Source organism: Pseudomonas sp. GL-B-12 (assembly GCF_019955895.1).
Taxonomy (GTDB): Bacteria; Pseudomonadota; Gammaproteobacteria; order Pseudomonadales; family Pseudomonadaceae; genus Aquipseudomonas.
The window spans coordinates 57786-83281 of sequence record NZ_JAHBCX010000003.1 but is presented as its reverse complement, the minus strand read 5'-3'; the positions used below and the strand labels follow the sequence as shown (position 1 = coordinate 83281).

Sequence of the window (25496 nt, the reverse complement as noted above, 5' to 3'; positions counted from 1 at the left end):
CGGCAGTCAAAACAAAGGCGACGCCCTCACAGGCGTCGCCTTTTTTGTGCCACACCGCCCCCCCCTGTGGGAGCGGGCTTGCTCGCGAAAGCGGTGTACCAGAAAACATTTGCATCGACTGACACACTGCATTCGCGAGCAAGCCCGCTCCCACATTTTGACCGTGCACGGCCATGGTTCAGCTAACCTGTCTCTGCGCTGAACACACCTGCGAAACACCGCTTCGCAGAAAATGACCGTTGAAACCACCGCCAACCTGCCCCATCTAAGACCCATACCCATTGCGCAGGTGCCCCCATGAGCGACCAGCAGGAATTCCCCGAAGACCCGAGCGAATACGCCGATCCGGAAAACGCCCCGCAGCACAAACCTGGCAAAGGCCTGGCCTTGCCTGGCCAGAACCTGCCGGACAAGGTCTACATCATCCCGATTCACAACCGCCCGTTTTTCCCGGCCCAAGTGTTGCCGGTCATCGTCAACGAAGAGCCGTGGGCCGAGACCCTGGACCTGGTGGCCAAGTCCGAACACCACTCCCTGGCCCTGTTCTACATGGACAGCCCCCAGGAAGACCCGCGCCACTTCGACACCTCGGCCCTGCCGCTCTACGGCACCCTGGTGAAGGTGCACCACGCCAGCCGCGAAAACGGCAAGCTGCAATTCGTCGCCCAAGGCCTGACCCGCGTCCGCCTCAAGACCTGGCTCAAGCATCACCGCCCGCCATACCTGGTGGAAGTCGAGTACCCGCACCAGCCCACCGAGCCGACCGACGAGGTCAAGGCCTACGGCATGGCGCTGATCAACGCGATCAAGGAACTGCTGCCGCTCAACCCGCTGTACAGCGAAGAGTTGAAGAACTACCTCAACCGCTTCAGCCCCAACGATCCGTCGCCGCTGACCGATTTCGCCGCCGCGCTCACATCGGCCACCGGTAGTGAGCTGCAGGAAGTGCTCGACTGCGTGCCGATGCTCAAGCGCATGGAAAAAGTCCTGCCGATGTTGCGCAAAGAAGTCGAAGTCGCGCGCCTGCAAAAAGAGATTTCCGCCGAAGTTAACCGCAAGATCGGTGAACATCAGCGCGAGTTCTTCCTCAAGGAACAACTCAAGGTCATCCAGCAGGAACTCGGCTTGACCAAGGACGACCGCAGCTCCGATCTCGAACAGTTCGAACAGCGGCTGGTGGGCAAAGTCCTGCCGGCGCAGGTGCAGAAACGCCTCGAAGAGGAAATGAACAAGCTGTCGATCCTCGAAACCGGCTCGCCGGAATATGCGGTCACCCGCAATTACATCGACTGGGCGACCTCGGTGCCGTGGGGCGTGTACGGCGAGGACAAACTCGACCTCAAGCACGCTCGAAAGGTGCTGGACAAACACCACGCCGGCCTCGATGACATCAAGGACCGCATCCTCGAATTCCTCGCGGTCGGCGCCTATAAGGGCGAGATCAGCGGTTCCATCGTATTGCTGGTGGGGCCGCCGGGCGTGGGCAAGACCAGCGTCGGCAAATCCATCGCCGAATCCCTGGGCCGGCCGTTCTACCGCTTCAGCCTCGGCGGCATGCGCGACGAAGCCGAGATCAAGGGCCATCGCCGCACCTACATCGGTGCGCAGCCGGGCAAACTGGTGCAGGCGTTGAAAGACGTCGAAGTGATGAACCCGGTGATCATGCTCGATGAAATCGACAAAATGGGCCAGAGCTACCAGGGCGACCCGGCCTCGGCGTTGCTGGAAACCCTGGATCCGGAGCAGAACGTCGAGTTCCTCGACCACTATCTGGACCTGCGGCTGGACCTGTCGAAAGTGCTGTTCGTGTGCACCGCCAACACCCTCGATTCGATCCCCGGCCCATTGCTGGACCGGATGGAAGTGATTCGCCTGTCGGGCTACATCACCGAGGAAAAGGTCGCCATCGCCAAGCGTCACCTGTGGCCCAAGCAGCTTGAGAAAGCCGGCGTGTCCAAGGGCAGCCTGAGCATCAGCGACAGCGCGCTCAAGGCGCTGATCGACGGTTATGCCCGTGAAGCCGGCGTGCGCCAGCTGGAAAAAAACCTCGGCAAACTGGTGCGCAAAGCGGTGATGAAACTGCTCGACGAGCCGAAGGCGGTAATCAAGCTCGGCCCGAAAGACCTCGAAACATCCCTCGGCAAACCGGTGTTCCGCAACGAACAGGTGCTGTCGGGTGTCGGCGTGATCACTGGTCTTGCCTGGACCAGCATGGGCGGCGCAACCCTGCCGATCGAAGCCACGCGCATCCACACCCTCAACCGTGGGTTCAAGCTCACCGGACAGTTGGGTGACGTGATGAAAGAGTCGGCGGAAATCGCCTACAGCTACGTCAGCTCGCACCTGAAGTCCTATGGCGGCGATCCGAAATTCTTCGACGAGGCCTTCGTCCACCTGCACGTGCCGGAAGGCGCCACGCCGAAAGACGGCCCGAGCGCCGGCGTAACCATGGCCAGCGCCCTGCTTTCGCTGGCGCGCAATCAGCCACCGAAAAAAGGCGTAGCCATGACCGGCGAACTGACGTTGACCGGGCATGTACTGCCGATTGGCGGAGTGCGGGAAAAGGTGATTGCGGCGCGGCGGCAGAAGATTTTCGAGCTGATTCTGCCGGAGGCGAATCAGGGCAATTTCGAGGAGCTGCCGGAGTACCTGAAGGAAGGCATTACCGTGCACTTTGCCAAGAAGTTTGCAGATGTGGCGAAGGTGTTGTTCTGATGTTCCTGTAGCGCCTGTACCGCCGTCTTCGCGGGCAAGCCCGCGAAGGCGTCAGTCCTGACACCACCGCCCAGGCTGACTGTCACACTTTGTCTCATCTTAAGTTATGCTCGCCGTTCGTCGTGAACGCCGGAGCCCCTGACCCCATGTCCCCCATTCGCCTGCTTGTCCCCCTCGCCCTCGCCTTGCTGGCCGCATGCGCCACGCAACCTGCACACAACGTGACCGTGGAAAAACAAAGCGAATGTCCGGTGAAACTCACCAACGGGCAAAACCTGATCCTGACCCTGCCGAGCAATCCGACCACGGGCTATCGCTGGGCGATTCAAGATTCGGCCGGCGGCGTGTTGCACACCCTGGGGCCAGAGGTTTATCGAAATCCGGAAGATGCCGGTATCGTCGGCGCGGCCGGGGTCTCGACCTGGCGCTTTCAGGCTTTTGCGCCCGGCACCGGGCGTTTGCGCCTGACCTCGCAACAGCCGTGGGCGCCGGAAGTGTTGCCGGTGGACTCGTTCGACTGCGCGATCTCGGTTAACTGACCATGGGCTGGCTGATTCTGGCGCTGATGGGCGCGGTGACCTTCCTTTATGGCCTGAGCGTGCATGCGTCTCTGCTGTGCCTGCTGGTCAAGCCGCTGCCGGTGCTGGCCCTGCTGGGCTGGCTGCAAGACGCACCGCCCGGTGAATATCGGAGCTGGATCAGCCTGGGGTTGATATTTTCCCTGCTCGGCGATGTGTTGCTGGCATGGCCGGGGGATTTGTTCGTGTTTGGGCTGGGTGCGTTTCTGGTCGCGCATCTGGCTTATCTCAAGGCTTATCTGAGCGATTGCCGACGCCTGGCCGTGCTGCCGCTGGTGCTGGCCCTTGGCGTCGGTGCCGTCCTGCTGGGGATTCTGATTTCCAACGGCCTCGGCCCCTTGCTGTTGCCAGTGATTGTCTATGGCACGGCGATCAGCGCCATGCTCTGGCGCGCGCTGGCCCGGCTCGGCACCGAGGTGCCCAAGCGTTCGGCGCTTTTGGCAGCAGCGGGGGCGGTGGCGTTTGTGTTCTCCGACAGCGTAATCGGCATCAGCCGGTTTGTGGTGCCGTTCGATGCCGCGCCTTATGTGATCATCCTCAGTTACTGGCTGGGGCAATGGGGGATCACAGCCTCGGCATTCCCCCAAAGATCACGTTAACCCCTGTGGCGAGGGAGCTTGTCGGAACGCCGCACCGTCCCGCTCGGCTGCGCAGCAGTCGCAACCCCGGCCAGTCTGATCCATCTGATTAAACCGGTTTGAATGGTATTGGGGCCGCTGCGCGGCCCAGCGGGAGCAAGCTCCCTCGCCACAACAGCGTTTCCAACCGCTAACCCCCGCCGCTTTATCAGACAACCCGCGCATCCCCGCGCCAACTTGGCTAAAATGCCGGCCTTTTCCACCTACACCGCTGGAACCGCCGTGAGCAAAGAACCCGATCGCCTTTTCGCCCAGCCTTTGGCCCAGGTGCCTGACTTCGCCTTCAACGAGGACGTGGTGCGGGTGTTCCCGGACATGATCAAGCGCTCGGTGCCGGGTTATCCGACCATCGTGGAAAACCTCGGCGTGCTTGCCGCGCAGTTTGCCCAGCCCAACAGTGTGCTCTACGACCTCGGCTCGTCGCTGGGCGCCGTGACCCAGGCCCTGCGCCGGCACGTGCGCACCGACGGTTGCCGTGTCATCGCTGTGGATAACTCCGCGGCGATGGTCGAACGCTGCCGCGAGTACCTCAACGGGCAGGATTCGATGTTCCAGGAGTTGCTGCCGGTTGAAGTGATCGAGGGCGACATCCTGGCGCTGGAGTTCCAGCCGGCCTCGGTGGTAGCGCTGAACTTCACCCTGCAATTCATCGCCCCGGAGCAGCGCACGGCGTTGCTGTCGCGCATCCGTCAGTCGCTGTTGCCCGGCGGTGCCCTGATCCTCTCGGAAAAACTGCGCTTCGAAGACGAGCAGGAGCACGCACTGCTCACCGACCTGCACATCGCCTTCAAACGCGCTAACGGCTACAGCGAGCTGGAAATCGCCCAGAAGCGCAGCGCCATCGAAAACGTCATGAAGCCCGACAGCCTCGAAGAACACCGCGAACGCCTGCTGGCCGCCGGGTTCTCGAAAGTCGTGCCGTGGTTCCAGTGTCTTAACTTTGCCTCGTTGATTGCCTTGCCATGATTGATCTGTCCCCCCTCGCCCGCCGTCTGGCCGGCACCCCGCTGGCCGACTGGGCCAGCACCCTGCAAGCGCAACTCGACAAGAAAATGGAAAAGGGCCATGGCGACCTGGAACGCTGGCAAAGCGCGCTGGACGCCCTGCCGAAGATCCAGCCGAGCGAAGTCGATTTGCTCAATGGTTTGAAGCTGGATACCGATTGCGACGATGAAACCCGCGCGCAAATGCGTACTGCATTGATGGGCCTGTCGCCATGGCGCAAGGGGCCGTTCGACCTGTTCGGCGTGCATGTCGATACCGAATGGCGCTCGGACTGGAAGTGGTCGCGGGTCGCTCCGCACCTGGACCTGAAAGGCAAGCGCATCCTCGATGTCGGCTGCGGCAACGGCTATTACATGTGGCGCATGCTTGGCGCTGGCGCGGACAGCGTGATCGGCGTCGATCCGAACTGGCTGTTCTTCTGCCAGTTCCAGGCGGTGCAGCGTTACTTGTCCGAGCCGAATGCCTGGCACCTGCCCTTCCCGTTCGAAGACCTGCCGCCGAACCTCGAAGGGTTCGACACGGTATTTTCCATGGGCGTGTTCTACCACCGCCGTTCGCCCATCGAGCATTTGCTGGCGCTGAAGGATTGCCTGGTCAAGGGTGGTGAACTGGTGCTGGAAACCCTGGTGGTCGAAGGCGACAAGCATCAGGTGCTGGTGCCGGAAGACCGCTACGCGCAGATGCGCAACGTGTGGTTCCTGCCGTCGGTGCCGGCGCTGGAGTTGTGGCTGCGTCGGGCCGGGTTCACGGATGTGAAGTGCGTGGATGTGAGCACCACCACGGTCGAGGAACAGCGCGGGACGGAGTGGATGAAGTATCAGTCGCTGAGCGATTTCCTCGATCCCGAGGATCACAGCAAGACCGTTGAAGGGCTGCCGGCGCCGATGCGCGCCGTCATTGTCGCCCGCAAGTAAACCCCAATCTCCCGATCAACGGAGATCAAAATGTGGGAGCGGGCTTGCTCGCGAAGAGGGAGTGTCAGTCAACATTAATGTGTCTGACCCACCGCTTTCGCGAGCAAGCCCGCTCCCACAGGGGTTCGGTGTTCAGTCTGAGGACTTCGCGCGCCGTGCCTTGAAGAATTCGCTGAGCACCGCCCCACACTCCTCCGCCAACACCCCGCCTTCATACAACACCCGGTGATTCAAAAAACCCTGGGTAAAAAACTGCCCCTGGCTCTGCACGATCCCGGCTTTCGGCTCCAGCGCACCGTACACCACACGCGCAATCCGCGAATGCACGATCAGGCCTGCGCACATGCTGCACGGTTCCAGCGTCACATACAGCGTGCTACCCGGCAGGCGGTAGTTGCTCACGGCCTGAGCGGCGGCGCGGATCGCGACCATCTCGGCGTGAGCGCTCGGGTCGCTGCCAGTGATCGGACAGTTGAAGCCGCGACCAATGATTTCCCCGTCCTGCACCAGCACCGCGCCCACCGGCACTTCGCCGAGGGCCGCGCCTTGGGCCGCCAGTGCCAGGGCCTCACGCATGAATTCGCGATCACGGCTGCGGTCGATGATGGCGGCGGGACGAATCTGACGCATCACGCCACCTCGATGGCGGCCATCAGGCCGGTTTCCATGTGGTCGATCACATGGCAGTGAAACATCCATACACCCGGGTTATCCGCCACCAGCGCTACCTGCGCGCGCTCGTTCTTGCCCAGCAGGTAGGTGTCAGTGAAGTACGGAATGACCTTGTGCCGGTTCGAGGCGATGACCTTGAAACTCATGCCGTGCAGGTGAATTGGGTGCTGGTACTGAGTCATGTTCTTCAATTCGAAAATGTAGCTCTTGCCCTTCTCAAGCTTGGCAATCGGGCGGTCGGCGCAGGTCTTGTCGGTGATGTCCCACGCCTTGCCGTTAATCTGCCACAGGCTCGGCGGCTTGCCGTTGTCGACATTGACCGACACCGAGCCGACCCATTCGAAATTGAAGTTGAGTTTCTCGGCATTGGCCAGGTCCGGCTCGGCGATCGGGTTGGCCGGCAGGGCCGGCGGCCACTCGGTCGGCGCATCGGTATTGGCCACCGAACGGAACGTGCCCAGGCGCACCGGACCGTTGCGCAGCGACAACTCCTCACCGGCCGGCGGCGCCTTGATCGCCAGGCAAATGCGCATGCCCGGACCGAGCCAGTATTCCTTGCCGAGTGGACGCGGTTCGATCGGATTGCCGTCCAGCGCATAGATCTGCGCTTCGACGCCGGGAATGTTCAGGCGATAAGTCAGGGTGTTATCGAGGTTGAGCAGGCGTACACGGGTGATCTGCCCGGCCGGCAGGTCGATCACCGCTTGCGGCACGCCATTGATGGTCGCCAGGCGCCCCGCCGTACCGCCACGGGCCGCTTCACGGGGAATGCTGAACTCGACGAAATTGCCGACGTCGTCGACATGCCAGCTCTTGAGGCTCAAGGTCTTTTCATACTTGAAACCGGTCGGCTCGCGTTCGTCGATGATCAACGGGCCGACCAGGCCACGGCCGAGTTCCTCACTGCTGTTCACATGCGGGTGATACCAGTAGCTGCCGGCATCCGGCACGCGGAATTTGTAGTCGAAGTATTCACCCGGCAACACTGGCAATTGCGACACGTAAGGCACACCGTCCATTTCCAGCGGCAGGCGGATCCCATGCCAGTGAATGGTGGTGGCGACCGGCAGATGGTTGATGAAGCGCACCCGCAGCCATTCACCCTGGCGCGCCCGCAATTCGGTGCCCGGCGCCGACGGACCGAAGGCCCAGGCCTGGGTCTTGTGCCCGGCGACCAGTTCCACGTCCAGCGGCGCTGCGATCAGCTCGTAATCGTGGCCCGCCTCGGCGTCAGCCATCTTGCCCAGCCAGTAGCGCGACGCGCCCCCCGCACCGACACCAACGACAACAAGACCGGCCAGGCCACCGAGGATTTGGCGACGGGTAAACGACATGAACTCAACTACCTCACGTATCAGCGACAGGCCCGGGGCCCGCAAAAGGCGAATACGATACACCCGCAGTTGTGAAAGAAACAGCAAAGCGGGCGTGACGACGGGCCGCAGCGGGGCTGCAATCTGTTCAGCTCTGCCTCTGACAACACAGATCCATCAATACCGGGCACCGTGCGCCGTCATTCCTACAGATCCGGCTGTAGTCCGCAGCGCATAGTGCCGACTTCAAACCCATCCATTTCTCAAGGAGAGAGAAATGAATTCTTCAGATACAAACTCACAATTCCTACTTCCCAACCCCGACGACGTGCGGGCCCTCAACGACCTGGTGGTCCCGTTCGTGGAAGCATGCCCCGACATGCACGACATGGCCCATATCGAAGCCCGGGGGATTCTGGACAAATACGGCATCCAGCACATCGATCCGGACCGGGTCTGGTGGCACCGTTTCGACAACACCTCGGTGTCCAGCAACAAGGCCTTCCTGTTCTGGGAGCACTACCCCAAGCCCATTGAGTCGCTGACCTTGCCGCAACTGGTGATCCAGCGCTTTCAAGCCCACGACCAGGACAACGCCGACTTGCTGGACAGTGACGGCGGTTTCTACAACGAGGGGGCGAACGCCCGGATCTACAACGAAACCAACGAAGTGAAGATGTACCCAAGCGTGGTCATCAAGGACCTGTGGCGCATCAATTTTCACGACCGCTATTGGGACAAGATGGGCGCCTTCTGGCGCAATCATTCGGACAACTTCCGAACCCTGGCCAAGCTCAATTTCATTTCCAAGGCGCTGGAGGAGCACGATGGCTCACGCCTGAGCAACGAGAACCTCAAGACCGTGCTCAAGGCCGTGGCCGGCCATCTCTCCTGGCCCATCACCCTCGACATGCTCCACGCCCATGAGCCGCCTGCCGAAGGCCTGCGGGTCGCGCCGCTGTACATCGGCAACTACTTCGCCTGCGACATACTGCGCATCATCGACCGCCAGGGTCGGCAGATCCTGTATACCCCTGGCGAAACAGATGCCTTCCATGTATTCGAAACCTCCCACGACCTGCACTGGTGGCTGTTGTGCCAGAACAACCACCCGGATAATCGCGCCCGGTTCATGGCGCACTTTCCCCTGTCGGCCCAACAACAGGATGGCGACAACGTCGGCCTGAATCACACGATCGACCTGCTGTACTCGACCTGGGGCAAATACGACAGCAGCCTGTTCGATCAGGACGCGCCCGACATCGAGGGTGACGTCTTCAGCTGGATCCGTGACTCGGTCAGGGAACGTATGTTCGACGATGCCGATCTGTCCCTGCGCTCCAATGGCGACCTGCGGGAAAAGATGTGGATCGGCTACCTGAGCACCTTCAGCCGCCTCTTTGGGGCGATGGCCGTGGTGGGCTGGCCGGTTGCCCTGGCGGCTGTCGGCGCCGGCCTGGCCAACATCGGCCTGAACATCGACCTGGCCGTCAACGGGAAGAATACCCAGGAGCGCAAGGCCGGTGTACTCGGCGCCATCTTCAGCAGCATCGATACCCTCTTCAATGCGCTGGCGCTCGGCGGCGCGGTCGAGGTAGCGGAGGTCGGTGAAGCCAACGATGAGTTCACCCCCCAGGAGAATCTCGCCGCCGAAAACGAACACCCCAATGGCGCCCCTCCGAAAATCACCGTTGCCGCTCCTGGCCGAGCCTATGTCCTGGAAGGCGAAAACCCGCTGGCCCCGTTCGAGACCAATGAAGTACTCGATGGGCTGGAGGTAGCGGCCGAGGAAGGCCAGTACCGCAACATTTATCAGCCGGCGACGGGCGGCAACTACATCAGGATCAATGGCGACTACTACCTGGTGCGCTACGTCAACGAGTTGAAGACCTGGGTCATCATCGATCCCGCCAATCCGTTCTCGTTTTACCGCAACCTGCCGGTTCGCTTGAACGCCGCGGGTGAATGGGAACTCCTGACACGGCCCGGGCTGTATGGCGGCGGTAGCATTTTCGGATGCTGGCCATGGGGAAGGACGCCAGAACCTTTACCTAACGTAGCCAGCCCCACCACTGTCTATGACGTGCCCCAGGCGTTACGGGCCGAGTTGCTGCCTATCGTCACTGACGTTTACAAAGTCAATCAACTCAGTGACGCTTTCGACGACATCTTTAATCCCGGAGGCGCTCTGATGCAGTTCAAGGCCCTGAGAAAAACCTTGTTTCGAGACGCAGAGGCCTACTATCAAAACCTTCCGGAACTCCCTCCCAGGCCGACCATTCCGACCTTTGGCCCGGTAAGCCGAACCAAGGACATCATCGAGACGCTGTTCGAAGAGTCACCCGCCCTTGTAGTCGGCGAAAGCCACTCCAGCATTGGCAGCAAACAGTTCCTGATCGAGAACATGGAAATACTCAGCAAACAAAAGGTTAAAACCTTGTACATGGAACACCTGCTCAACGACTTCCATCAGGTAGACCTGGATGTTTTCAACAAGAGCGGCGTAATGTCGAAAAGCCTGAAAAGTTACCTGAAGAACCTTGATATAGGTCATCACACCGATCCCTCTGGCCGATTCACCTTTATGAAAGTGGTCAAGGCCGCGCAGAAAAACCACATTCGCGTACAGGCGATCGACTGTGCCGCCAGCTATCGCGTCGATAACATGTTCGAGACAGCACACGCCCACCGGCACAAAATGATGAATTACTTTGCCAAGATCATTATCGATGCTGATCAGGCCGCTAGAGGCCCTCATCGCTGGATTGCACTGGTTGGCAATACCCACTCCAATACCTGGGAAGGCGTCGCGGGTGTCAGCGAACTGGAAGGGGGCATCGGACTGCGGGTAAAAAGTGGCGAGGTCGCCCAGCCCACGAGCATTGAGCCAGATCCGGGAGAGTCCGGAACCAGCAGAACAGACAGCACCGTGTTCACCATCAAGAACGACCTGCTCCTGCAAGTGGAATCCCCAGAGCTTGCCAGGGAACTGGTACTCGAGGCTGCACTCAATCAACCGGGCATGCTCAGCATCGAGAAGTACGGCAACCAGCTCGAATTGGTTCACCGCGCCCGGGACGGCTCACTGGTGCGCACACTGATCCACGCCGACGCCACAGGCGTGTACATCGAGCGCCCACAGTGGGGCAGCATCAATAATAAGCAATTTGCCAGCCTGGCCGACCTTTCGGATGCATTGCGCCGCAATGGCTTGAAACCCACACGCGTCCCTTGAAATGCAAAAAGCCCCGAGTCTCTCGACCCGGGGCTTCGCTTGGCATTATCGATTTGAACCTGGTTTCACAGGTTCAATTCGATCATTCCCACTCAATGGTCGCTGGCGGCTTGCTCGACACGTCGTAGGTGACGCGGGAGATGCCTTCGATTTCATTGATGATGCGGCCGCTGACGGTTTCCAGCAGTTCGTAAGGCAGGTGCGCCCAACGCGCGGTCATGAAGTCGATGGTTTCCACGGCACGCAGGGCCACGACCCAGGCGTAACGACGGCCATCGCCCACCACGCCTACCGATTTCACCGGCTGGAACACCACGAATGCCTGGCTGACCTTGTGGTACCAGTCGGCCTTGCGCAGTTCTTCGATGAAGATGTGGTCGGCACGACGCAGCAGGTCGGCGTATTCCTTCTTCACTTCACCGAGGATGCGCACACCCAGGCCCGGGCCCGGGAACGGGTGACGGTAGACCATGTCGTACGGCAGGCCCAGTTCCAGGCCCAGACGACGGACTTCGTCCTTGAACAGCTCGCGCAGGGGTTCAACCAGCTTGAGGTTCATTTCTTCCGGCAGGCCGCCCACGTTGTGGTGCGACTTGATCACGTGGGCCTTGCCGCTTTTCGCGCCAGCCGACTCGATCACGTCCGGGTAGATGGTGCCCTGGGCCAGGTACTTGATGTTGTCCAGCTTGCAGGATTCGGCATCGAACACGTCGATGAAGGTACGGCCGATGATCTTGCGCTTCTTCTCCGGGTCGGCTTCGCCGGCCAGGTTGCCGAGGAACTGCTCTTCGGCGTTGGCGCGGATCACCTTGACGCCCATGTTCTCGGCGAACATGGCCATCACTTGCTCGCCTTCGTGCAGGCGCAGCAGGCCGTTGTCGACGAACACGCAGGTCAGCTGGTCGCCGATGGCCTTGTGCAGCAGCGCGGCAACCACGGACGAATCCACACCGCCGGACAGGCCGAGCAGGACGTTGTCGGTGCCGACCTGGGCGCGAACCTGGGCGATGGCGTCTTCAGCAATCTTCGATGGCGTCCACAGGGCTTCGCAGCCGCAGATGTCGAGGATGAAGCGCGAGAGGATACGACCGCCTTGCTTGGTATGGGTCACTTCCGGGTGGAACTGCACGCCGTAGTAGCCGCGAGCATCGTTGAACATACCGGCAATCGGGCAGCTCGGGGTGCTGGCCAGGATGTGGAAGTCTTCCGGCATCTTCGTGACTTTGTCACCGTGGCTCATCCACACGTCGAGGCCGAACAGGCCATCGGCGTCGATGTGGTCTTCGATGCCGTCGAGCAGGCGGCTCTTGCCGACTACGTCAACGCGGGCATAACCGAACTCACGCAGCTCGGAACCTTCAACCTTGCCACCCAGTTGCTCGGCCATGGTCTGCATGCCGTAGCAGATACCGAAGACCGGCACGCCCAGATCGAAAACGGCTTGCGGGCAGCGCGGGCTGTTGGCTTCGTGAACCGACTCTGGGCCGCCGGCGAGGATGACGCCTTTAGGAGCGAATTCGCGGATCGCATCTTCGTCCATGTCGAACGGATGCAGTTCGCAGTACACGCCGATTTCACGCACGCGGCGGGCGATCAGCTGGGTGTACTGGGAACCGAAGTCGAGGATCAGGATGCGGTGAGCGTGAATATCGAGGGCCATGATTCAGTCTCGTCTAAGTCATTCAGAAACAGTCGTGATTCAGAAACAACTCGGGGCTGAATAAAACAGCCCCGGTTGCTTAGCTTGTTGCTTGAAGGCTCAACCTACGCGGTAGTTTGGCGCTTCCTTGGTGATCTGCACGTCGTGAACGTGGGATTCGGCCATGCCAGCGCCGGTGATCCGCACGAACTCAGGCTTGGTGCGCATCTCTTCGATGTCGGCACTGCCGGTGTAGCCCATCGAGGAACGCAGGCCGCCCATCAGCTGATGGATGATGGCGCTCAGGGTGCCCTTGTACGGAACACGCCCTTCGATGCCTTCCGGAACCAGCTTCTCGGCGCCTGCCGAGGAGTCCTGGAAGTAACGGTCGGAGGAACCTTGAGCCTGGGACATGGCGCCCAGTGACCCCATGCCGCGATAAGCCTTGTACGAACGGCCCTGGAACAGTTCGATCTCGCCTGGCGCTTCTTCGGTACCGGCGAACATCGAGCCCATCATCACGCAGGAAGCACCGGCCACGATGGCCTTGGACAGGTCACCGGAGAAACGGATGCCGCCGTCGGCGATCAACGGTACACCAGTGCCTTCAAGGGCAGCGGCAACGTTGGCGATGGCACTGATTTGCGGCACGCCGACACCGGCGACGATGCGGGTGGTGCAGATCGAGCCAGGGCCGATACCGACCTTGACTGCGTCAGCGCCAGCTTCGGCCAAGGCCTTGGCGGCAGCGCCGGTGGCGATGTTGCCGCCGATGACCTGCACTTCAGGGAAGTTCTGCTTGACCCAGCGAACGCGATCGATCACGCCCTTGGAGTGACCGTGAGCGGTGTCGACCACCACCACGTCAACGCCGGCAGCGACCAGCGCGGCAACGCGATCGCCGGTGTCTTTACCGGTGCCGACTGCAGCGCCGACGCGCAGACGACCTTGATCGTCCTTGCTGGCCAGCGGGTAAGCCTTGGCTTTTTCGATGTCGTTGACGGTCATCATGCCCTTGAGAGCGAATTTGTCGTCGACGATCAGCACGCGTTCGATGCGGTGCTTGTGCAGCAGTTCACGCACATCGTTCTTGTCGGCGCCTTCCTTGACCGTGACCAGACGCTCTTTAGGCGTCATCACTTCACGGACAGTGGCTTCCAGACGATTCTCGAAACGCACGTCACGGGAGGTGACAATGCCGACCAGGTCGCCATTGTGCAGCACCGGAACGCCGGAGATGTTGTGCATGCGGGTCAGTTCGAACAACTCGCGCACGGTGGCGTCGGCGACGATGGTGATCGGGTCCTTGACCACACCGGCTTCGTAACGCTTGACCTTGCGGACTTCGGCAGCTTGCTGCTCGATGGTCATGTTCTTGTGGATGATACCGATACCACCTTCCTGAGCCATGGCGATTGCCAGACGGGCTTCAGTGACGGTGTCCATGGCGGCGGAGACCAGTGGAATATTCAGCTCGATGCCACGGGTAAGGCGGGTCTTGAGACTGACTTCGTTAGGAAGCACCTCGGAATAACCGGGCACTAGGAGAATGTCGTCGAATGTCAGAGCTTCTTGGCTGATACGCAGCATCGCGGGGGCTCCCGAGCGGGAAAATGGAAGCGCGCCATTATAGTCAGACACCCCCTCGGGTTCAATGTAAAACTCTGTCTATTATTGGCATTACTGATATACGGAGATTGGCGGCGCCTACAATTCGACTTTCACCCAACTGACCGGCTGATCGAGCCAATCGGCGAATTCATCGAGAAAGCGCTGTTTGAACCCGGCTTCGGCCCAATTATTGAAGATGAAACCGAGGTTGGAGAAGCCGCATTCCTGCAGGAACAGGAAGCCGTTGATGTCGTCTTCATGCCCGCATTCGGGGCAGGTGAAGTTGTCGGTGCGCCCCGGCATCCAGTCTTCCAGGCTTTCGAACAGGGCTTCACCCACTTCCTTGCGGCACTCGGCGCAGCCCGCCTCTTCAAGGAAACCCTTGGCTGGCGTATAGATGCAGCGCTTGGTGATGATCTCCAGGCCATTGATCGGTTCGCCGAACGGCAGGGCTTCGGGGTGCAGCACCACTGCGCGGGCACCTTCGGCGATGGCGTGGGCCATGCGATTGCCGGTGCGGCCGCAAGTGGTCAGCTGTTCCTCGATGATGTTCTTGCGCACCAGCCAGCGCACGACGGCCCTGGCCCGGGGTTCGTGCACCGGCAGGGTGGAGATTTTCGGGACGATGATGCTTTGGGAATTCATGGGTACAGGCCTGAAACTTTGATAAAGGGTCTGGAGCATCCACAAATTATAGGCTGACCCAGACCTGATGAATGGCACCGAACCTGTGGGAGCGGGCTTGCCCGCGAAGGCGGTGTGTCAGTCGACATCATTGCTGAATGTCAGATCGCATTCGCGGGCAAGCCCGCTCCTACAGGGATGCAGGCCGGCCCGTGAAGGTACTTACAGCTCTACAACAACCGCTTGCGAAGCACGGGTCGCCTTGGCGCGGGCGGCGTCGATCGATTCGTCGCGGGCCAGTGCCACGCCCATGCGGCGCTGGCCGTTGACTTCAGGCTTGCCGAACAGGCGCAGCGCGGTATCCGGCTCGCTCAAGGCAGCGCCGAGGTTGGCGAATGCGGTCTGGGTCGACTGCCCTTCCACCAGGATCACCGCCGAAGCCGAAGGCCCGAACTGACGGATCAACGGGATCGGCAGACCGAGAATGGCCCGTGCGTGCAAGGCAAACTGCGACAGGTCCTGGGAAATCAGCGTGACCAGGCCGGTGTCGTGCGGGCGCGGCGAGACTTCGCTGAACCACACCTGATCGCCCTTGATGAACAGCTCGACGCCGAACAGACCACGGCCACCCAGGGCTTCGGTCACTGCTTTGGCGACACGCTCGGACTCAGCCAGGGCAGCCGGGCTCATGGCTTGCGGCTGCCAGGATTCCTGATAGTCGCCCTTCTCCTGACGGTGGCCGACCGGCGCGCAGAAGGTGGTGCCGCCGACGTGGCGCACGGTCAGCAGGGTGATTTCGTAGTCGAAATCGATGAAGCCCTCGATGATCACCCGACCTTTACCGGCACGACCACCCTCCTGGGCGTAGTCCCAGGCTTTCTGCACGTCATCGACGCTACGCAACAGGCTCTGGCCCTTGCCCGAGGAACTCATGACCGGCTTGACCACGCATGGGAAACCGAGGTCTTCGACGGCTTTGCTGTAGTCCTCGAAGGTGTCGGCGAAGTGGTACGGCGAGGTCGGCAGGTCCAGCTCTTCAGCGGCCAGGCGACGGATGCCTTCGCGGTTCATGGTCAATTGCGCAGCACGGGCGGTCGGGATCACGGTGAAGCCTTCGGCTTCCAGTTCCACCAGGGTCGCGGTGGCGATGGCTTCGATTTCCGGGACGATGAAGTGCGGCTTCTCGGCTTCGATCACGGCGCGCAGCGCAGCACCATCGAGCATGTTGATCACGTGGCTGCGGTGCGCCACCTGCATGGCCGGCGCGTTGGCGTAGCGGTCCACGGCAATTACTTCAACGCCCAGGCGTTGCAGCTCGATCACCACTTCCTTGCCCAACTCGCCACAGCCACACATCAATACGCGGGTCGCGGTGGGCGACAATGGAGTTCCGATACGGGTCATCTGAAGGTCCTCAAGGAGCGGATCATCGAGGGACGCGTCGCCATGCGCGCTTCCCATGGGGAGAAAGCGCGGCATTTTACATGAACTTCAGCCGACGACAGCCTGTTTGCGCAGGCGCCAGGCCATGATCAGCCACACGGCGGTGACCCCGGCGAATTTCGAACCCAGGGCGGTGAGGATCACCCCCGGCGTCAGGGCGTCGATCATGCCGAAAAAGATAAAGGTATCGAGGGGAATGCTCAGGGCCGAACTTATCCACAGGCGATCATGCAGCGGGCGCCTGGTGATGCTGAACACCAGCCAGTCGATGCACTCGGAAACCGCGAACGCCGTGGCGCTGGCCAGGGCGATGGACGGATCGGAGGTGACATAGGACAACACCAGCGCCACCAGCATCGCCGCGAGAGCGCCATGCCCGAACCGAGCTTGCACCATGTCGCGCAACACAAAAACCAGCCCGCCCCAGGCCGACCAGATGATGTCCAGGTGCGGCGCGGTGGAAAAGGCGTAGTTGATCAGCACGACGCTGCTGATGTAGGCGATCAGGAAGAGCATGGCGTGTACAAGTACCTGTCAATTTTGTGCACAGGGTACTTCATCTTCGGTACACAAATAACCTGTGGCGAGGGAGCTTGCTCCCGTCGGGTCGCGTAGCGGCCCCGAAATCAGCACATTCACTTGAGATTTTTGGGGTTGCTTCGCAACCCAGCGGGAGCAAGCTCCCTCGCCACAGAAGCTCCGCCACTCAGTTATCGGATTTGGAAGGCAGCATCCAGATCAACCCACTGGACTTGGCCCGCTCATGACACAACCCCAGCACCTTGCGTCGCTCGTCGTTGTCCATGCGGCTCCAGCGAGTAATCTCCTCCACCGTGCGTTGGCAACCGGTGCAGATATCATCGTCGTCCAGCGCACAAATATTCACGCAGGGCGATGCTACCGGGCGCTCGGTGGCAGTCATTCTTCCTGCTCGGCCAGGTCGCGGGCATAGCGCTGCGAGTTGTGTACATAGTGAGCAGCGCTGGCTTCCAGCATCTTGACTTGCGGCTCGGTCAATTCGCGCACCACTTTGCCGGGCGACCCCATGACCAGCGATCCGTCCGGAATCTCTTTGCCTTCGCCGATCAGCGAATTGGCGCCGATGATGCAGTTCTTGCCGATCTTCGCGCCATTGAGAATTACCGCGTTGATGCCGATCAGGCTGTAGTCGCCGACGGTGCAGCCGTGGAGCATGGCATTGTGGCCGATGGTCACGCCGGTGCCGATGGTCAGCGGGTAGCCCATGTCGGTGTGCATCACGGTACCGTCCTGGACGTTGCTGTTCTTGCCGATCAGGATCAATTCGTTGTCGCCACGCAATACGGCGTTGAACCAGACGTTGGCGCCCTCTTCCAGCTTGACCTTGCCCACCAGCACGGCATTGGGTGCGACCCAGCTCTGTGGATGGGTTTCGACGCGGGCGTCGCCCAGGCGGTATTTCATTGTGGTATTCCTCAAGGCTCAGGCAGGCTTTTTTTCAGCAAAATCAGGATTCAGGCCATTCGAACGATGGCGTCAGATATTGATAAAGCTTTTGGGAGGCTGATGCAGGCTGATTTTGGCGTCATACAGCAGGTTGATCAACTCGACGATCATGATCGCCGTCAGCCCCCAGATCTTGTATTCGCCAAAGCGATAGCTCGGCACGTACCAGCTGCGGCCCTGATAATCGATGCGATGGGTATGTTCGCGGGGGTCTTTGCGGAAGAACTCCAGGGGCACACTGAACACCGCGGCGATCTCGGCATCGTTGGCCCGGTATTCGACAAAATCAGGGATTACCCCGACATAGGGCGTGACCTGGATACCATGCAGGCTGATCAGCGGGCTGAGCGGGCCGATCACCTCGACCAGCCCCGGTGGCAGGCCGATCTCTTCTTCGGCTTCACGCAGGGCGGTGAAAATCAGGTCGGGGTCTTCGGGGTCACGGCGCCCGCCGGGAAAGGCGACTTCGCCGCCATGGGTCGACAGGCCGCTGGCACGCAGGGTCAACACCAGCTGAGGCTCGTCACTGCGGGTGATAGGCACCAGCACCGCGGCCTCGGGAAAACGACGGTCGGTCTCCAATGTGCGTGGTGTGTGGTTACTAACCCGATGCAGTAGCTCGTCCAGCATGAGTGTTCTCGATCTGTGCCCTACCCGGCATCATGCACCAATCGCTGCGGTCGCCCAACCCCCGCAACCGCCCCATGTCGCGAAACGACAACTTGCCGACAGACACTGCCGCACGCCAAGATAGGCGCAGCATTCAGGAACCCCAGCATGAAATTTTGCAGCCAGTGCGGTAACCCGGTGACCCAGCGCATTCCCGAAGGCGATTCGCGCCTGCGTTTTGTCTGCGACAGTTGTCAGGCCATTCACTACCAGAACCCCAACATCGTCGCCGGCTGCGTGGCGACCTGGGGCACCAAGGTGTTGTTGTGCCGGCGGGCCATCGAGCCGCGCCGCGGTTACTGGACCCTGCCCGCCGGTTTCATGGAGAACGGTGAGACCATCGAGCAGGCAGCCATTCGCGAAACCGCCGAGGAAGCCTGCGCCCGGGTGCGCAACCTGAGCATCTATACCCTGATCGACGTGCCACACATCAGTCAGGTGCATGTGTTCTTCCGTGCCGAGCTGGCGGACCTGGATTTTTCTGCCGGCCCCGAGAGCCTGGAAGTACAACTATTCGACGAAGCGGACATTCCTTGGGATGAGCTGGCTTTCCGCACGGTGGGCCGTACCTTAGAATGCTTCTTCGCTGACCGGCGGACCGAGGTCTATCCCGTACGGTCTGAATCGATCCCGCCGCTTGCTCAGCCTGCCAACTAAAAACATCTATTATAAATAAATAGTCGCGACACCTCCTGGGGAATCGTTTCAATGCGCTGGTTGCTTGCCCTGTTCTGTTTGTCGTTCGTCACGGTATCCCAGGCTTCTGCCGTGGAAACCCTGGACGGCAAGGTCATCGAGAAAATCCTGATTCTCAAGTCTTCCCATCAATTGCAATTGATCAATGACGGCAAGCCGCTCAAGACCTATCGCATTTCCCTGGGCAAGCGTCCCAAGGGGCCGAAGCTGATGGAAGGCGACAAGCGCACCCCGGAAGGCTTCTACTGGGTCGACTGGCGCAAGATCAGCGACCGCTTCAACCTGGCGATGCACATTTCCTACCCGAACATCAGCGACTCTGCCCGCGCCCGTCGTGAAGGCGTCGAGCCCGGCGGCATGATCATGATCCACGGCACCCCGGACAGCGAAGACACCCCCGAAGACCTGTTCCACACCCTGGACTGGACCGACGGCTGCATCGCCATGCGCAACATGGACATGCGCGAAGTCTGGAATCTGGTGCCGGACGGCACGATGATCGAAATCCGCCCGTAATTCCCCACGACCGTTGGTCGCTCTCGAAAAATAAATTTAGAAGATCGCAGCCTGCGGCAGCTCCTACTGGGTGAATACCATTTCGCTCTGTAGGAGCTGCCGCAGGCTGCGATCTTTGTCGCTTTAAACCCTACCTCTAATACCACTTCAAACCAACCCACCTCCAGCCGGCCATAATCGGCGTGTTCTTGCTCGCCTGCGGTAAAGCCCTGGCGTTGACATGGTATTCAAGTGGTATTAGTTTTCGCCCATTCACGGGCAAAAACATTCCAATATCCGCCCCGGACACCCGCCATGAACGATCTCCAGGCCCTGCGCCCCGACGACACCCAACCCACACCGTTGTACCTGCAACTGGCACGCAGCCTGGAAGCGGCGATCCATGCCGGCCAGTGGAAAGCCGAGCAGGCTATGCCATCGGAACGCAACTTGAGCGAGACGCTGGGCATCTCCCGCGTCACCGCCCGCAAGGCGCTGGAAGTGTTGTTCGAACAAGGCCTGATCCGCCGCAACCAGGGCTCCGGCACCTTCATCACGCCGCGCCTCGAACAACCGTTGTCGCGCCTTTCCGGCTTCAGTGAAATGCTCCGCCTCAAGGGTTTCGTGCCCGGTTCGCAATGGCTGGAGCGGGAAATCACCCTGCCGACCCACGAAGAGCTGATTCGCCTCGGCCTGTCGCCCAACGACAAGGTTGCGCGCCTCAAACGCCTGCGCAAGGCCGACGACACGGTGATGGCCATCGAGATGAGCACCCTGCCCGCCTCGATCATTCCCAAGCCGCAGGCGGTGGGCGATTCCCTCTACGAGTTCCTCGACGGCATCGGCAAACCGGTGGTCCGTGCCCTGCAGCACATCCAGGCGATCAACGCCTCGGACGAGTTCGCCGCACTGGTGGGCATCGCCCCCGGCACCGCCATGTTGCTGATGACCCGGGTCGGCTACCTCGAAGACAACACGCCCATCGAAGTCACCGACACCTATTGCCGTAACGACTACTACGACTTTGTCGCAGAGCTTCGAAGATAAAGAGCTTCGTAGATAAAGAGCTGCGTCGCTAAACACCGAGATCCAGACATGTCCGAAGACAACATCCTCACCGCCCACGGCTGGGTTCGCGGCCGACTGGTCCACGAGCACGGTAAAGTCGTGTCGATCGAAGGCCAGCCCTGCGATCCGGCGGACAATGATCTGCCGTACCTGCTGCCGGGCTTTATCGACCTGCACGTGCACGGAGGCGGCGGCAAAGACATCATGGAAGGCGCGTCGGCCTTCGAAACCATCACCCGAACCCACGTGCGCTTCGGCACGACGTCGCTGCTGGCCACCACCATGACCGCACCGAACGAAGAGATCTTGCACGTGCTCAAGGCCGTCGGTGAATTCTGTGAGCAGCGACCCAAAGGCTGCGCCCGGGTGCTCGGCGTGCACCTCGAAGGCCCCTACATCAACCCTGGCAAACTCGGCGCGCAACCCAACTTCGCCCACACCGCGCTGATGACTGAAGTCGAAGCATACCTGGCGCTCGCACCGATCCGGGTGATCACCATTGCCCCGGAAATCGCCGGTCACGACGCCTTGATCCGCGACCTCAGCAACCGCGGCGTTCGCATGCAGATCGGCCACACTCTGGGCAGTTATGAGGAAGGCGTGGCCGCGCTGGAGGCCGGTGCCAGCAGTTTCACCCACCTCTACAACGCCATGAGCCCGCTGCATCACCGCGAACCGGGGATCGTCGGCGCAGCCCTGGCCCACGCCAAATTCGCCGAACTGATTCCGGACTTGCTGCACGTGCACCCCGGCGCCATCCGCGTGGCCCTGCGTTCGATTCCGTGCCTGTATTGCGTCACCGATTCGACCGCCGCCGCCGGCATGCCCGATGGCGAGTACAAACTCGGCAGCCACACCGTGACCAAATGCCTGGGCGGCGTGCGCCTGCCCGACGGCACCCTGGCCGGCAGCACGCTGACCATGGATCAGGCCCTGCGCAACCTGGTGAAGATCGGCCTGTCCATCGCCGAAGCCTCGCAGCGCCTGTCGCAATTCCCCGCCGACTACCTCGGCATCACCGAACGCGGGCGCCTGCAACCGGGGGCCTGGGCCGACTGCGTGCGGCTGGATCGCTCACTGAAACTGACCGCTGTCATGGTCGAAGGAGAAGACATTGACTTCAAAAATGCTTGAAGAGGCGCTGTCCTCGTTCCAGGCCGTGCAGGCCCAGTTGCAAACACTCGACCCGCAGATGATCGAGATCGCCGGGCGCCTGCGTCGTCAGCCGCCGCAAGTGGCCATGACCGTGGCGCGCGGCAGCTCCGACCATGCCGCCAGCTACTTCGCCTACCTGACCATGCAACTGCTGGGCATCCCGGTGGCGTCGCTGCCGATGTCGGTGGTGACCATGCAGCAGGCGCCATTGAAGGTCAGCGGCCAGGTGGCATTCGCCTTTTCGCAATCGGGGCAAAGCCCGGACCTGGTCAACAGCCTGCGCCTGTTGCGCAAGCGCGGTGCCTTGAGCATTTCGCTGGTCAACGTCGAAGACTCGCCGCTGGAAGCCGCCTGCGAATTCAGCCTGCCGCTGTGTGCCGGCACCGAAAGCAGCGTCGCTGCGACCAAGAGTTTTATCGCCACCCTCAGCGCCAGCGCCCGGTTGATTGGCCACTGGAAAGAAGACGCCGAATTGCTCGAGGCCGGCTCTGCCTTGCCCGACGGCCTGCGCGACGCCGCGCAACAGGACTGGAGCCCGGCCATCGACGCCTTGCGCGATTGCCAGCGATTGATGGTGATCGGCCGTGGCGCCGGTTTCGCCATCGCCCAGGAAGCGGCGCTCAAGTTCAAGGAGACCTCGGCGATCCAGGCCGAAGCCTTCAGCAGCGCCGAAGTCCGTCACGGCCCGATGGCCTTGATCGGCGACAACTACCCGCTGCTGGTGTTTGCCCCACGGGGCGCCGAACAGGCCAGTTTGTTGAGCCTGGCCGCCGACATGCGCCAGCGCGGCGCCCGTGTCCTGCTGGCCGCGCCGGATGACGTGCTTGAACGCGACCTGACGCTGACCCGCGCCGAACACCCGGCCCTCGACCCGATTCTGGCGATCCAGAGTTTCTACGTGATGGCCGCCGGCCTGGCCGTGGCCCGTGGCATGGACCCGGACCAGCCGCGACACCTGAGCAAAGTGACACGCACCCATTGAGTCCGACTCGAAACGATTTCCTGATGAGACCGAGCCATGCATAACAACAATAAAGAGCTGACCTTAAGCGCCCCGCTCAGCGGCCCGGTGCTCACGCTCGCCAAAGTCCCGGACCCGGTGTTTGCCAGCGGCGCCATGGGTGACGGCATCGCCATCGATCCGCTCAACGACACGCTCCACGCACCCTGCGCCGGCGTGGTGGTGCATGTCGCCCGCACCGGTCACGCGGTAACCCTGCGTGCCGACAACGGCGCAGAACTGCTCCTGCACCTGGGCCTCGACACGGTCGAGTTGCAGGGCCAGGGCTTCTCGATGCTGGTCAAGGAAGGCGCGCGCGTCGCCAACGGCCAACCGTTGCTGCGCTACGACCTCGACAAGGTCGCGCAACAGTGCAAGAGCCTGGTCAGCCTGCTGATCCTCACCAACAGCCAGGACTTTCAGGCACGGCCCATCACCCTCAAGTCGGTAAAGGTCGGCGAGCCGCTGCTGCACATCATTCGTCGACAGACGTCGAGCGCACAGGTTGATGCCGATTTTGCCGGCGCCGAGATTGTCGGTCACGGGCGCATTGCTCACCGTGGCGGCCTGCATGCGCGGCCAGCCGCACTGATCCGTCAGACCGCGCAAGGATTCAAAAGCAAATCGCAGCTGCATTTCGCCGGCAAGTCGGCCACCTGCGACAGCCTGATCGGCCTGATGGGGCTGGCCGTCGGCGAGCAGGCGGAGGTCCAGGTCAGTTGTCGGGGGCCAGATGCCGAAGCCGCGCTGCAAGCCTTGCTGACCGCGTTATCCACAGCCTTGGCCGAAGATAGCCACGCCGCCGCGCCAGCCACGATTGCCCAACGCAATCGCCCCGCCGAAGCCGGCGTGTTGCACGGCGTCTGCGCGGCACCCGGCCTGGTCGGCGGGCCGCTGTTTCGCCTGAATGCAATCAGCCTGCCGCTGGATGCCGGCCAGCATGATCCGCAGCAACAACAGCATGTTCTGGATGCAGCTCTGTGCCAGGTGCGCAGCGAAATCGAGCACACGCTGGCCCAGGCGAAAAAACACAAGGACACCGCCGAAGAGGCGATTTTCTCCGCACACCTGGCACTGCTCGAAGACCCGGCCCTGCTGGACGCCGCCAGTCAAACCGTCGCCCAGGGCACGGCCGCGACGCACGCCTGGAGCCAAGCCATCGACGTGCAATGCGAAGTCCTCCAGCAAACCGGCAGCACGCTGCTGGCCGAGCGCGCCAACGACCTGCGCGACCTCAAGCAACGGGTGCTGCGCGCATTGCTCGGCGATACCTGGCATTACGATGTGCCGGCCGGCGCCATCGTCGCGGCGCATGAACTGACGCCTTCCGATTTACTGCAACTGAGCCAGCAAGGCGTCGCCGGGTTGTGCATGGCCGAAGGCGGCGCGACCTCCCACGTGGCGATTCTGGCCCGGGGCAAAGGCCTGCCGTGCATGGTCGCACTGGGCTCGACGCTGCTCGATCAGCAACAGGGGCAACCGGTGGTGCTGGACGCCGACGGCGGCCGCCTCGAACTGACACCCAGCACACAGCGCCTGGCGGACGTGCGCCAGCTGCAACAGCTACAGCAACAACGCCGGGCCGAACAGCAGGCCCAAGCGCACACACCCGCGCTGACCACCGATGGCCTGCGCATCGAAGTCGCCGCCAACGTGGCGTCCAGCACGGAAGCGGCAGACGCACTGGCCAATGGCGCCGACGGCGTCGGCTTGCTGCGTACCGAGTTTCTCTTCGTCGACCGCCACACCGCCCCGGACGAACAGGAACAGCACCACGCCTATCAAGCGGTGCTCGATGCCATGGGCGACAAGTCGGTGATCATCCGCACCATCGACGTCGGCGGCGACAAGCAACTGGACTACCTGCCGCTGCCCGCCGAGGCCAATCCGGTGCTCGGCCTGCGCGGCATTCGCCTGGCCCAGGTTCGCCCTGAACTGCTCGACCAGCAACTGCGCGCGCTGCTGCACCTGCGCCCGTTGTCACGCTGCCGGATCCTGCTGCCGATGGTCACGGAAGTCGATGAGCTGCTGCATATCCGCCAACGCCTCGATGCCTTGTGCGGTGAACTCGGCCTGGCGCAACGCCCGGAGCTGGGGGTGATGATCGAGGTTCCGGCCGCCGCGCTGCTGGCCGAGCAACTGGCCGAACACGCGGACTTCCTGTCCATCGGCACCAACGACCTGTCGCAATACACCCTGGCCATGGACCGCGACCACGCCGGGCTCGCCGCCCGCGTCGATGCACTGCACCCGGCGCTGCTGCGGTTGATCGCCCAGACCTGTGCCGGTGCGGCGTTGCACAACCGTTGGGTGGGCGTGTGCGGTGCACTGGCGTCCGATCCGTTGGCCACGCCGGTGTTGATCGGCCTGGGGGTCAGTGAATTGTCGGTGAGCCCGGTACAGGTCGGTGAAATCAAGGACCGCGTGCGTCATCTCGACGCCAGCGAATGCCGGCGCATCAGCCTGGACTTGCTCAAGCTGAGCAGCGCCGGCGCGGTGCGTCACGCCTGTCACCAGCATTGGCCTCTGAGCTAAAGAACA

The 25496-nt window shown here is 61.7% G+C and carries 22 protein-coding genes; 12 read left to right on the top strand and 10 right to left on the bottom strand.

All coding sequences use genetic code 11. From position 1 onward, the window contains the following. The first annotated feature begins 297 nt into the window (after nt 1-297). From lon to cmoB, 5 genes are all read left to right on the top strand, one after another. Entirely contained in the window at nt 298-2715 is a 2418-nt protein-coding gene (gene lon / locus KGA85_RS01760; protein ID WP_223458675.1) for an endopeptidase La, read from the top strand. Between the two features lie 146 nt (nt 2716-2861). Next, nucleotides 2862-3254, top strand: a complete 393-nt coding sequence (locus KGA85_RS01755) for a protease inhibitor I42 family protein (RefSeq protein ID WP_223458673.1) — start codon at nt 2862-2864, stop codon at nt 3252-3254. A gap of 2 nt (nt 3255-3256) precedes the next feature. After that, the gene (locus KGA85_RS01750) at nt 3257-3892 is read left to right on the top strand and encodes a lysoplasmalogenase (protein ID WP_223458671.1); all 636 of its coding nucleotides are present in this window, start codon (nt 3257-3259) and stop codon (nt 3890-3892) included. Between the two features lie 225 nt (nt 3893-4117). Then, nucleotides 4118-4897 (top strand): carboxy-S-adenosyl-L-methionine synthase CmoA, encoded by a 780-nt coding sequence (cmoA, locus tag KGA85_RS01745; protein WP_223458669.1) that lies wholly within the window; start codon nt 4118-4120, stop codon nt 4895-4897. After that, on the top strand, nt 4894-5850 hold the full coding sequence (gene cmoB / locus KGA85_RS01740) for a tRNA 5-methoxyuridine(34)/uridine 5-oxyacetic acid(34) synthase CmoB (RefSeq protein WP_223458666.1): 957 nt from the start codon (nt 4894-4896) through the stop codon (nt 5848-5850). Before cmoA ends, cmoB begins: the two co-directional genes overlap by 4 nt. Before the next feature lie 132 nt (nt 5851-5982). On the opposite strand, the gene tadA is transcribed toward cmoB, so the two are convergent. Further along, complete coding sequence (gene tadA / locus KGA85_RS01735; protein ID WP_223458664.1) at nt 5983-6480, bottom strand: tRNA adenosine(34) deaminase TadA; 498 nt, start codon at nt 6478-6480, stop codon at nt 5983-5985. Next, entirely contained in the window at nt 6480-7856 is a 1377-nt protein-coding gene (locus KGA85_RS01730) for a multicopper oxidase family protein (RefSeq protein ID WP_223458662.1), read from the bottom strand. The genes tadA and KGA85_RS01730 overlap by 1 nt, the downstream gene beginning before the upstream one ends. A 256-nt stretch (nt 7857-8112) precedes the next feature. On the opposite strand from KGA85_RS01730, the gene KGA85_RS01725 reads away from it, so the two are divergent. Further along, nucleotides 8113-11070: a membrane-targeted effector domain-containing toxin gene (locus tag KGA85_RS01725; protein ID WP_223542855.1), complete on the top strand. Its 2958-nt coding sequence runs from the start codon at nt 8113-8115 to the stop codon at nt 11068-11070. A gap of 82 nt (nt 11071-11152) precedes the next feature. Here the strand turns inward: KGA85_RS01725 and guaA are convergent, their stop codons facing one another. The 8 genes from guaA to KGA85_RS01685 all read right to left on the bottom strand — a co-directional run bounded on the left by guaA (nt 11153) and on the right by KGA85_RS01685 (nt 18502). Beyond that, nucleotides 11153-12730 (bottom strand): glutamine-hydrolyzing GMP synthase, encoded by a 1578-nt coding sequence (guaA, locus tag KGA85_RS01720; RefSeq protein WP_223536089.1) that lies wholly within the window; start codon nt 12728-12730, stop codon nt 11153-11155. A 99-nt stretch (nt 12731-12829) separates the two neighbouring features. Continuing rightward, nucleotides 12830-14299, bottom strand: coding sequence for an IMP dehydrogenase (guaB, locus tag KGA85_RS01715; RefSeq protein WP_008053208.1), 1470 nt, complete (start codon nt 14297-14299; stop codon nt 12830-12832). 117 nt (nt 14300-14416) lie between these two features. Continuing rightward, the gene (locus tag KGA85_RS01710) at nt 14417-14965 is read right to left on the bottom strand and encodes a sugar ABC transporter ATPase (protein WP_223458654.1); all 549 of its coding nucleotides are present in this window, start codon (nt 14963-14965) and stop codon (nt 14417-14419) included. A gap of 201 nt (nt 14966-15166) precedes the next feature. Beyond that, complete coding sequence (gene purT, locus KGA85_RS01705) at nt 15167-16348, bottom strand: formate-dependent phosphoribosylglycinamide formyltransferase (RefSeq protein WP_223458652.1); 1182 nt, start codon at nt 16346-16348, stop codon at nt 15167-15169. Nucleotides 16349-16435: 87 nt separating this feature from the next. Next, nucleotides 16436-16903, bottom strand: coding sequence for a VUT family protein (locus tag KGA85_RS01700; protein WP_095943066.1), 468 nt, complete (start codon nt 16901-16903; stop codon nt 16436-16438). Between the two features lie 190 nt (nt 16904-17093). Next, complete coding sequence (locus KGA85_RS01695) at nt 17094-17309, bottom strand: DUF1289 domain-containing protein (RefSeq protein WP_223458651.1); 216 nt, start codon at nt 17307-17309, stop codon at nt 17094-17096. Then, nucleotides 17306-17830 (bottom strand): gamma carbonic anhydrase family protein, encoded by a 525-nt coding sequence (locus tag KGA85_RS01690; protein WP_223458649.1) that lies wholly within the window; start codon nt 17828-17830, stop codon nt 17306-17308. The genes KGA85_RS01695 and KGA85_RS01690 overlap by 4 nt, the downstream gene beginning before the upstream one ends. Before the next feature lie 72 nt (nt 17831-17902). Further along, complete coding sequence (locus KGA85_RS01685) at nt 17903-18502, bottom strand: CoA pyrophosphatase (protein WP_223458646.1); 600 nt, start codon at nt 18500-18502, stop codon at nt 17903-17905. Nucleotides 18503-18649: 147 nt separating this feature from the next. Here KGA85_RS01685 and KGA85_RS01680 point away from each other — a divergent pair, with 147 nt between their 5' ends. The 6 genes from KGA85_RS01680 to ptsP all read left to right on the top strand — a co-directional run bounded on the left by KGA85_RS01680 (nt 18650) and on the right by ptsP (nt 25490). Further along, on the top strand, nt 18650-19198 hold the full coding sequence (locus KGA85_RS01680; RefSeq protein WP_223458644.1) for an NUDIX hydrolase: 549 nt from the start codon (nt 18650-18652) through the stop codon (nt 19196-19198). Nucleotides 19199-19249: 51 nt separating this feature from the next. Continuing rightward, nucleotides 19250-19753 carry a murein L,D-transpeptidase family protein gene (locus KGA85_RS01675; RefSeq protein ID WP_007982819.1) on the top strand — a complete coding sequence of 168 codons (504 nt, stop codon included), beginning with the start codon at nt 19250-19252 and terminating at the stop codon, nt 19751-19753. Nucleotides 19754-20047: 294 nt separating this feature from the next. Continuing rightward, nucleotides 20048-20779: a GntR family transcriptional regulator gene (locus tag KGA85_RS01670; protein WP_223533085.1), complete on the top strand. Its 732-nt coding sequence runs from the start codon at nt 20048-20050 to the stop codon at nt 20777-20779. A gap of 48 nt (nt 20780-20827) precedes the next feature. Further along, nucleotides 20828-21934: an N-acetylglucosamine-6-phosphate deacetylase gene (gene nagA, locus KGA85_RS01665; RefSeq protein WP_223542854.1), complete on the top strand. Its 1107-nt coding sequence runs from the start codon at nt 20828-20830 to the stop codon at nt 21932-21934. After that, nucleotides 21915-22937 carry an SIS domain-containing protein gene (locus KGA85_RS01660; RefSeq protein WP_223458640.1) on the top strand — a complete coding sequence of 341 codons (1023 nt, stop codon included), beginning with the start codon at nt 21915-21917 and terminating at the stop codon, nt 22935-22937. Before nagA ends, KGA85_RS01660 begins: the two co-directional genes overlap by 20 nt. A 36-nt stretch (nt 22938-22973) precedes the next feature. Next, nucleotides 22974-25490: a phosphoenolpyruvate--protein phosphotransferase gene (gene ptsP / locus KGA85_RS01655; RefSeq protein WP_223533078.1), complete on the top strand. Its 2517-nt coding sequence runs from the start codon at nt 22974-22976 to the stop codon at nt 25488-25490. Nucleotides 25491-25496 lie beyond the last annotated feature (6 nt).

Excerpts from the sequence above, each read along its gene's own strand:
- lon (WP_223458675.1), top strand. The coding sequence starts at position 298 with ATGAGCGACCAGCAGGAATTCCCCGAAGACCCGAGCGAATACGCCGAT.
- KGA85_RS01750 (WP_223458671.1), top strand. The coding sequence starts at position 3,257 with ATGGGCTGGCTGATTCTGGCGCTGATGGGCGCGGTGACCTTCCTTTAT.
- KGA85_RS01700 (WP_095943066.1), bottom strand. The coding sequence starts at position 16,903 with ATGCTCTTCCTGATCGCCTACATCAGCAGCGTCGTGCTGATCAACTAC.
- guaA (WP_223536089.1), bottom strand. The coding sequence starts at position 12,730 with ATGGCCCTCGATATTCACGCTCACCGCATCCTGATCCTCGACTTCGGT.
- KGA85_RS01730 (WP_223458662.1), bottom strand. The coding sequence starts at position 7,856 with ATGTCGTTTACCCGTCGCCAAATCCTCGGTGGCCTGGCCGGTCTTGTT.
- ptsP (WP_223533078.1), top strand. The coding sequence starts at position 22,974 with ATGCATAACAACAATAAAGAGCTGACCTTAAGCGCCCCGCTCAGCGGC.
- purT (WP_223458652.1), bottom strand. The coding sequence starts at position 16,348 with ATGACCCGTATCGGAACTCCATTGTCGCCCACCGCGACCCGCGTATTG.
- cmoA (WP_223458669.1), top strand. The coding sequence starts at position 4,118 with ATGCCGGCCTTTTCCACCTACACCGCTGGAACCGCCGTGAGCAAAGAA.
- KGA85_RS01685 (WP_223458646.1), bottom strand. The coding sequence starts at position 18,502 with ATGCTGGACGAGCTACTGCATCGGGTTAGTAACCACACACCACGCACA.
- KGA85_RS01675 (WP_007982819.1), top strand. The coding sequence starts at position 19,250 with ATGCGCTGGTTGCTTGCCCTGTTCTGTTTGTCGTTCGTCACGGTATCC.
- KGA85_RS01670 (WP_223533085.1), top strand. The coding sequence starts at position 20,048 with ATGAACGATCTCCAGGCCCTGCGCCCCGACGACACCCAACCCACACCG.
- KGA85_RS01690 (WP_223458649.1), bottom strand. The coding sequence starts at position 17,830 with ATGAAATACCGCCTGGGCGACGCCCGCGTCGAAACCCATCCACAGAGC.
- KGA85_RS01695 (WP_223458651.1), bottom strand. The coding sequence starts at position 17,309 with ATGACTGCCACCGAGCGCCCGGTAGCATCGCCCTGCGTGAATATTTGT.
- KGA85_RS01710 (WP_223458654.1), bottom strand. The coding sequence starts at position 14,965 with ATGAATTCCCAAAGCATCATCGTCCCGAAAATCTCCACCCTGCCGGTG.
- nagA (WP_223542854.1), top strand. The coding sequence starts at position 20,828 with ATGTCCGAAGACAACATCCTCACCGCCCACGGCTGGGTTCGCGGCCGA.
- KGA85_RS01680 (WP_223458644.1), top strand. The coding sequence starts at position 18,650 with ATGAAATTTTGCAGCCAGTGCGGTAACCCGGTGACCCAGCGCATTCCC.
- KGA85_RS01755 (WP_223458673.1), top strand. The coding sequence starts at position 2,862 with ATGTCCCCCATTCGCCTGCTTGTCCCCCTCGCCCTCGCCTTGCTGGCC.
- KGA85_RS01725 (WP_223542855.1), top strand. The coding sequence starts at position 8,113 with ATGAATTCTTCAGATACAAACTCACAATTCCTACTTCCCAACCCCGAC.
- tadA (WP_223458664.1), bottom strand. The coding sequence starts at position 6,480 with ATGCGTCAGATTCGTCCCGCCGCCATCATCGACCGCAGCCGTGATCGC.
- guaB (WP_008053208.1), bottom strand. The coding sequence starts at position 14,299 with ATGCTGCGTATCAGCCAAGAAGCTCTGACATTCGACGACATTCTCCTA.
- cmoB (WP_223458666.1), top strand. The coding sequence starts at position 4,894 with ATGATTGATCTGTCCCCCCTCGCCCGCCGTCTGGCCGGCACCCCGCTG.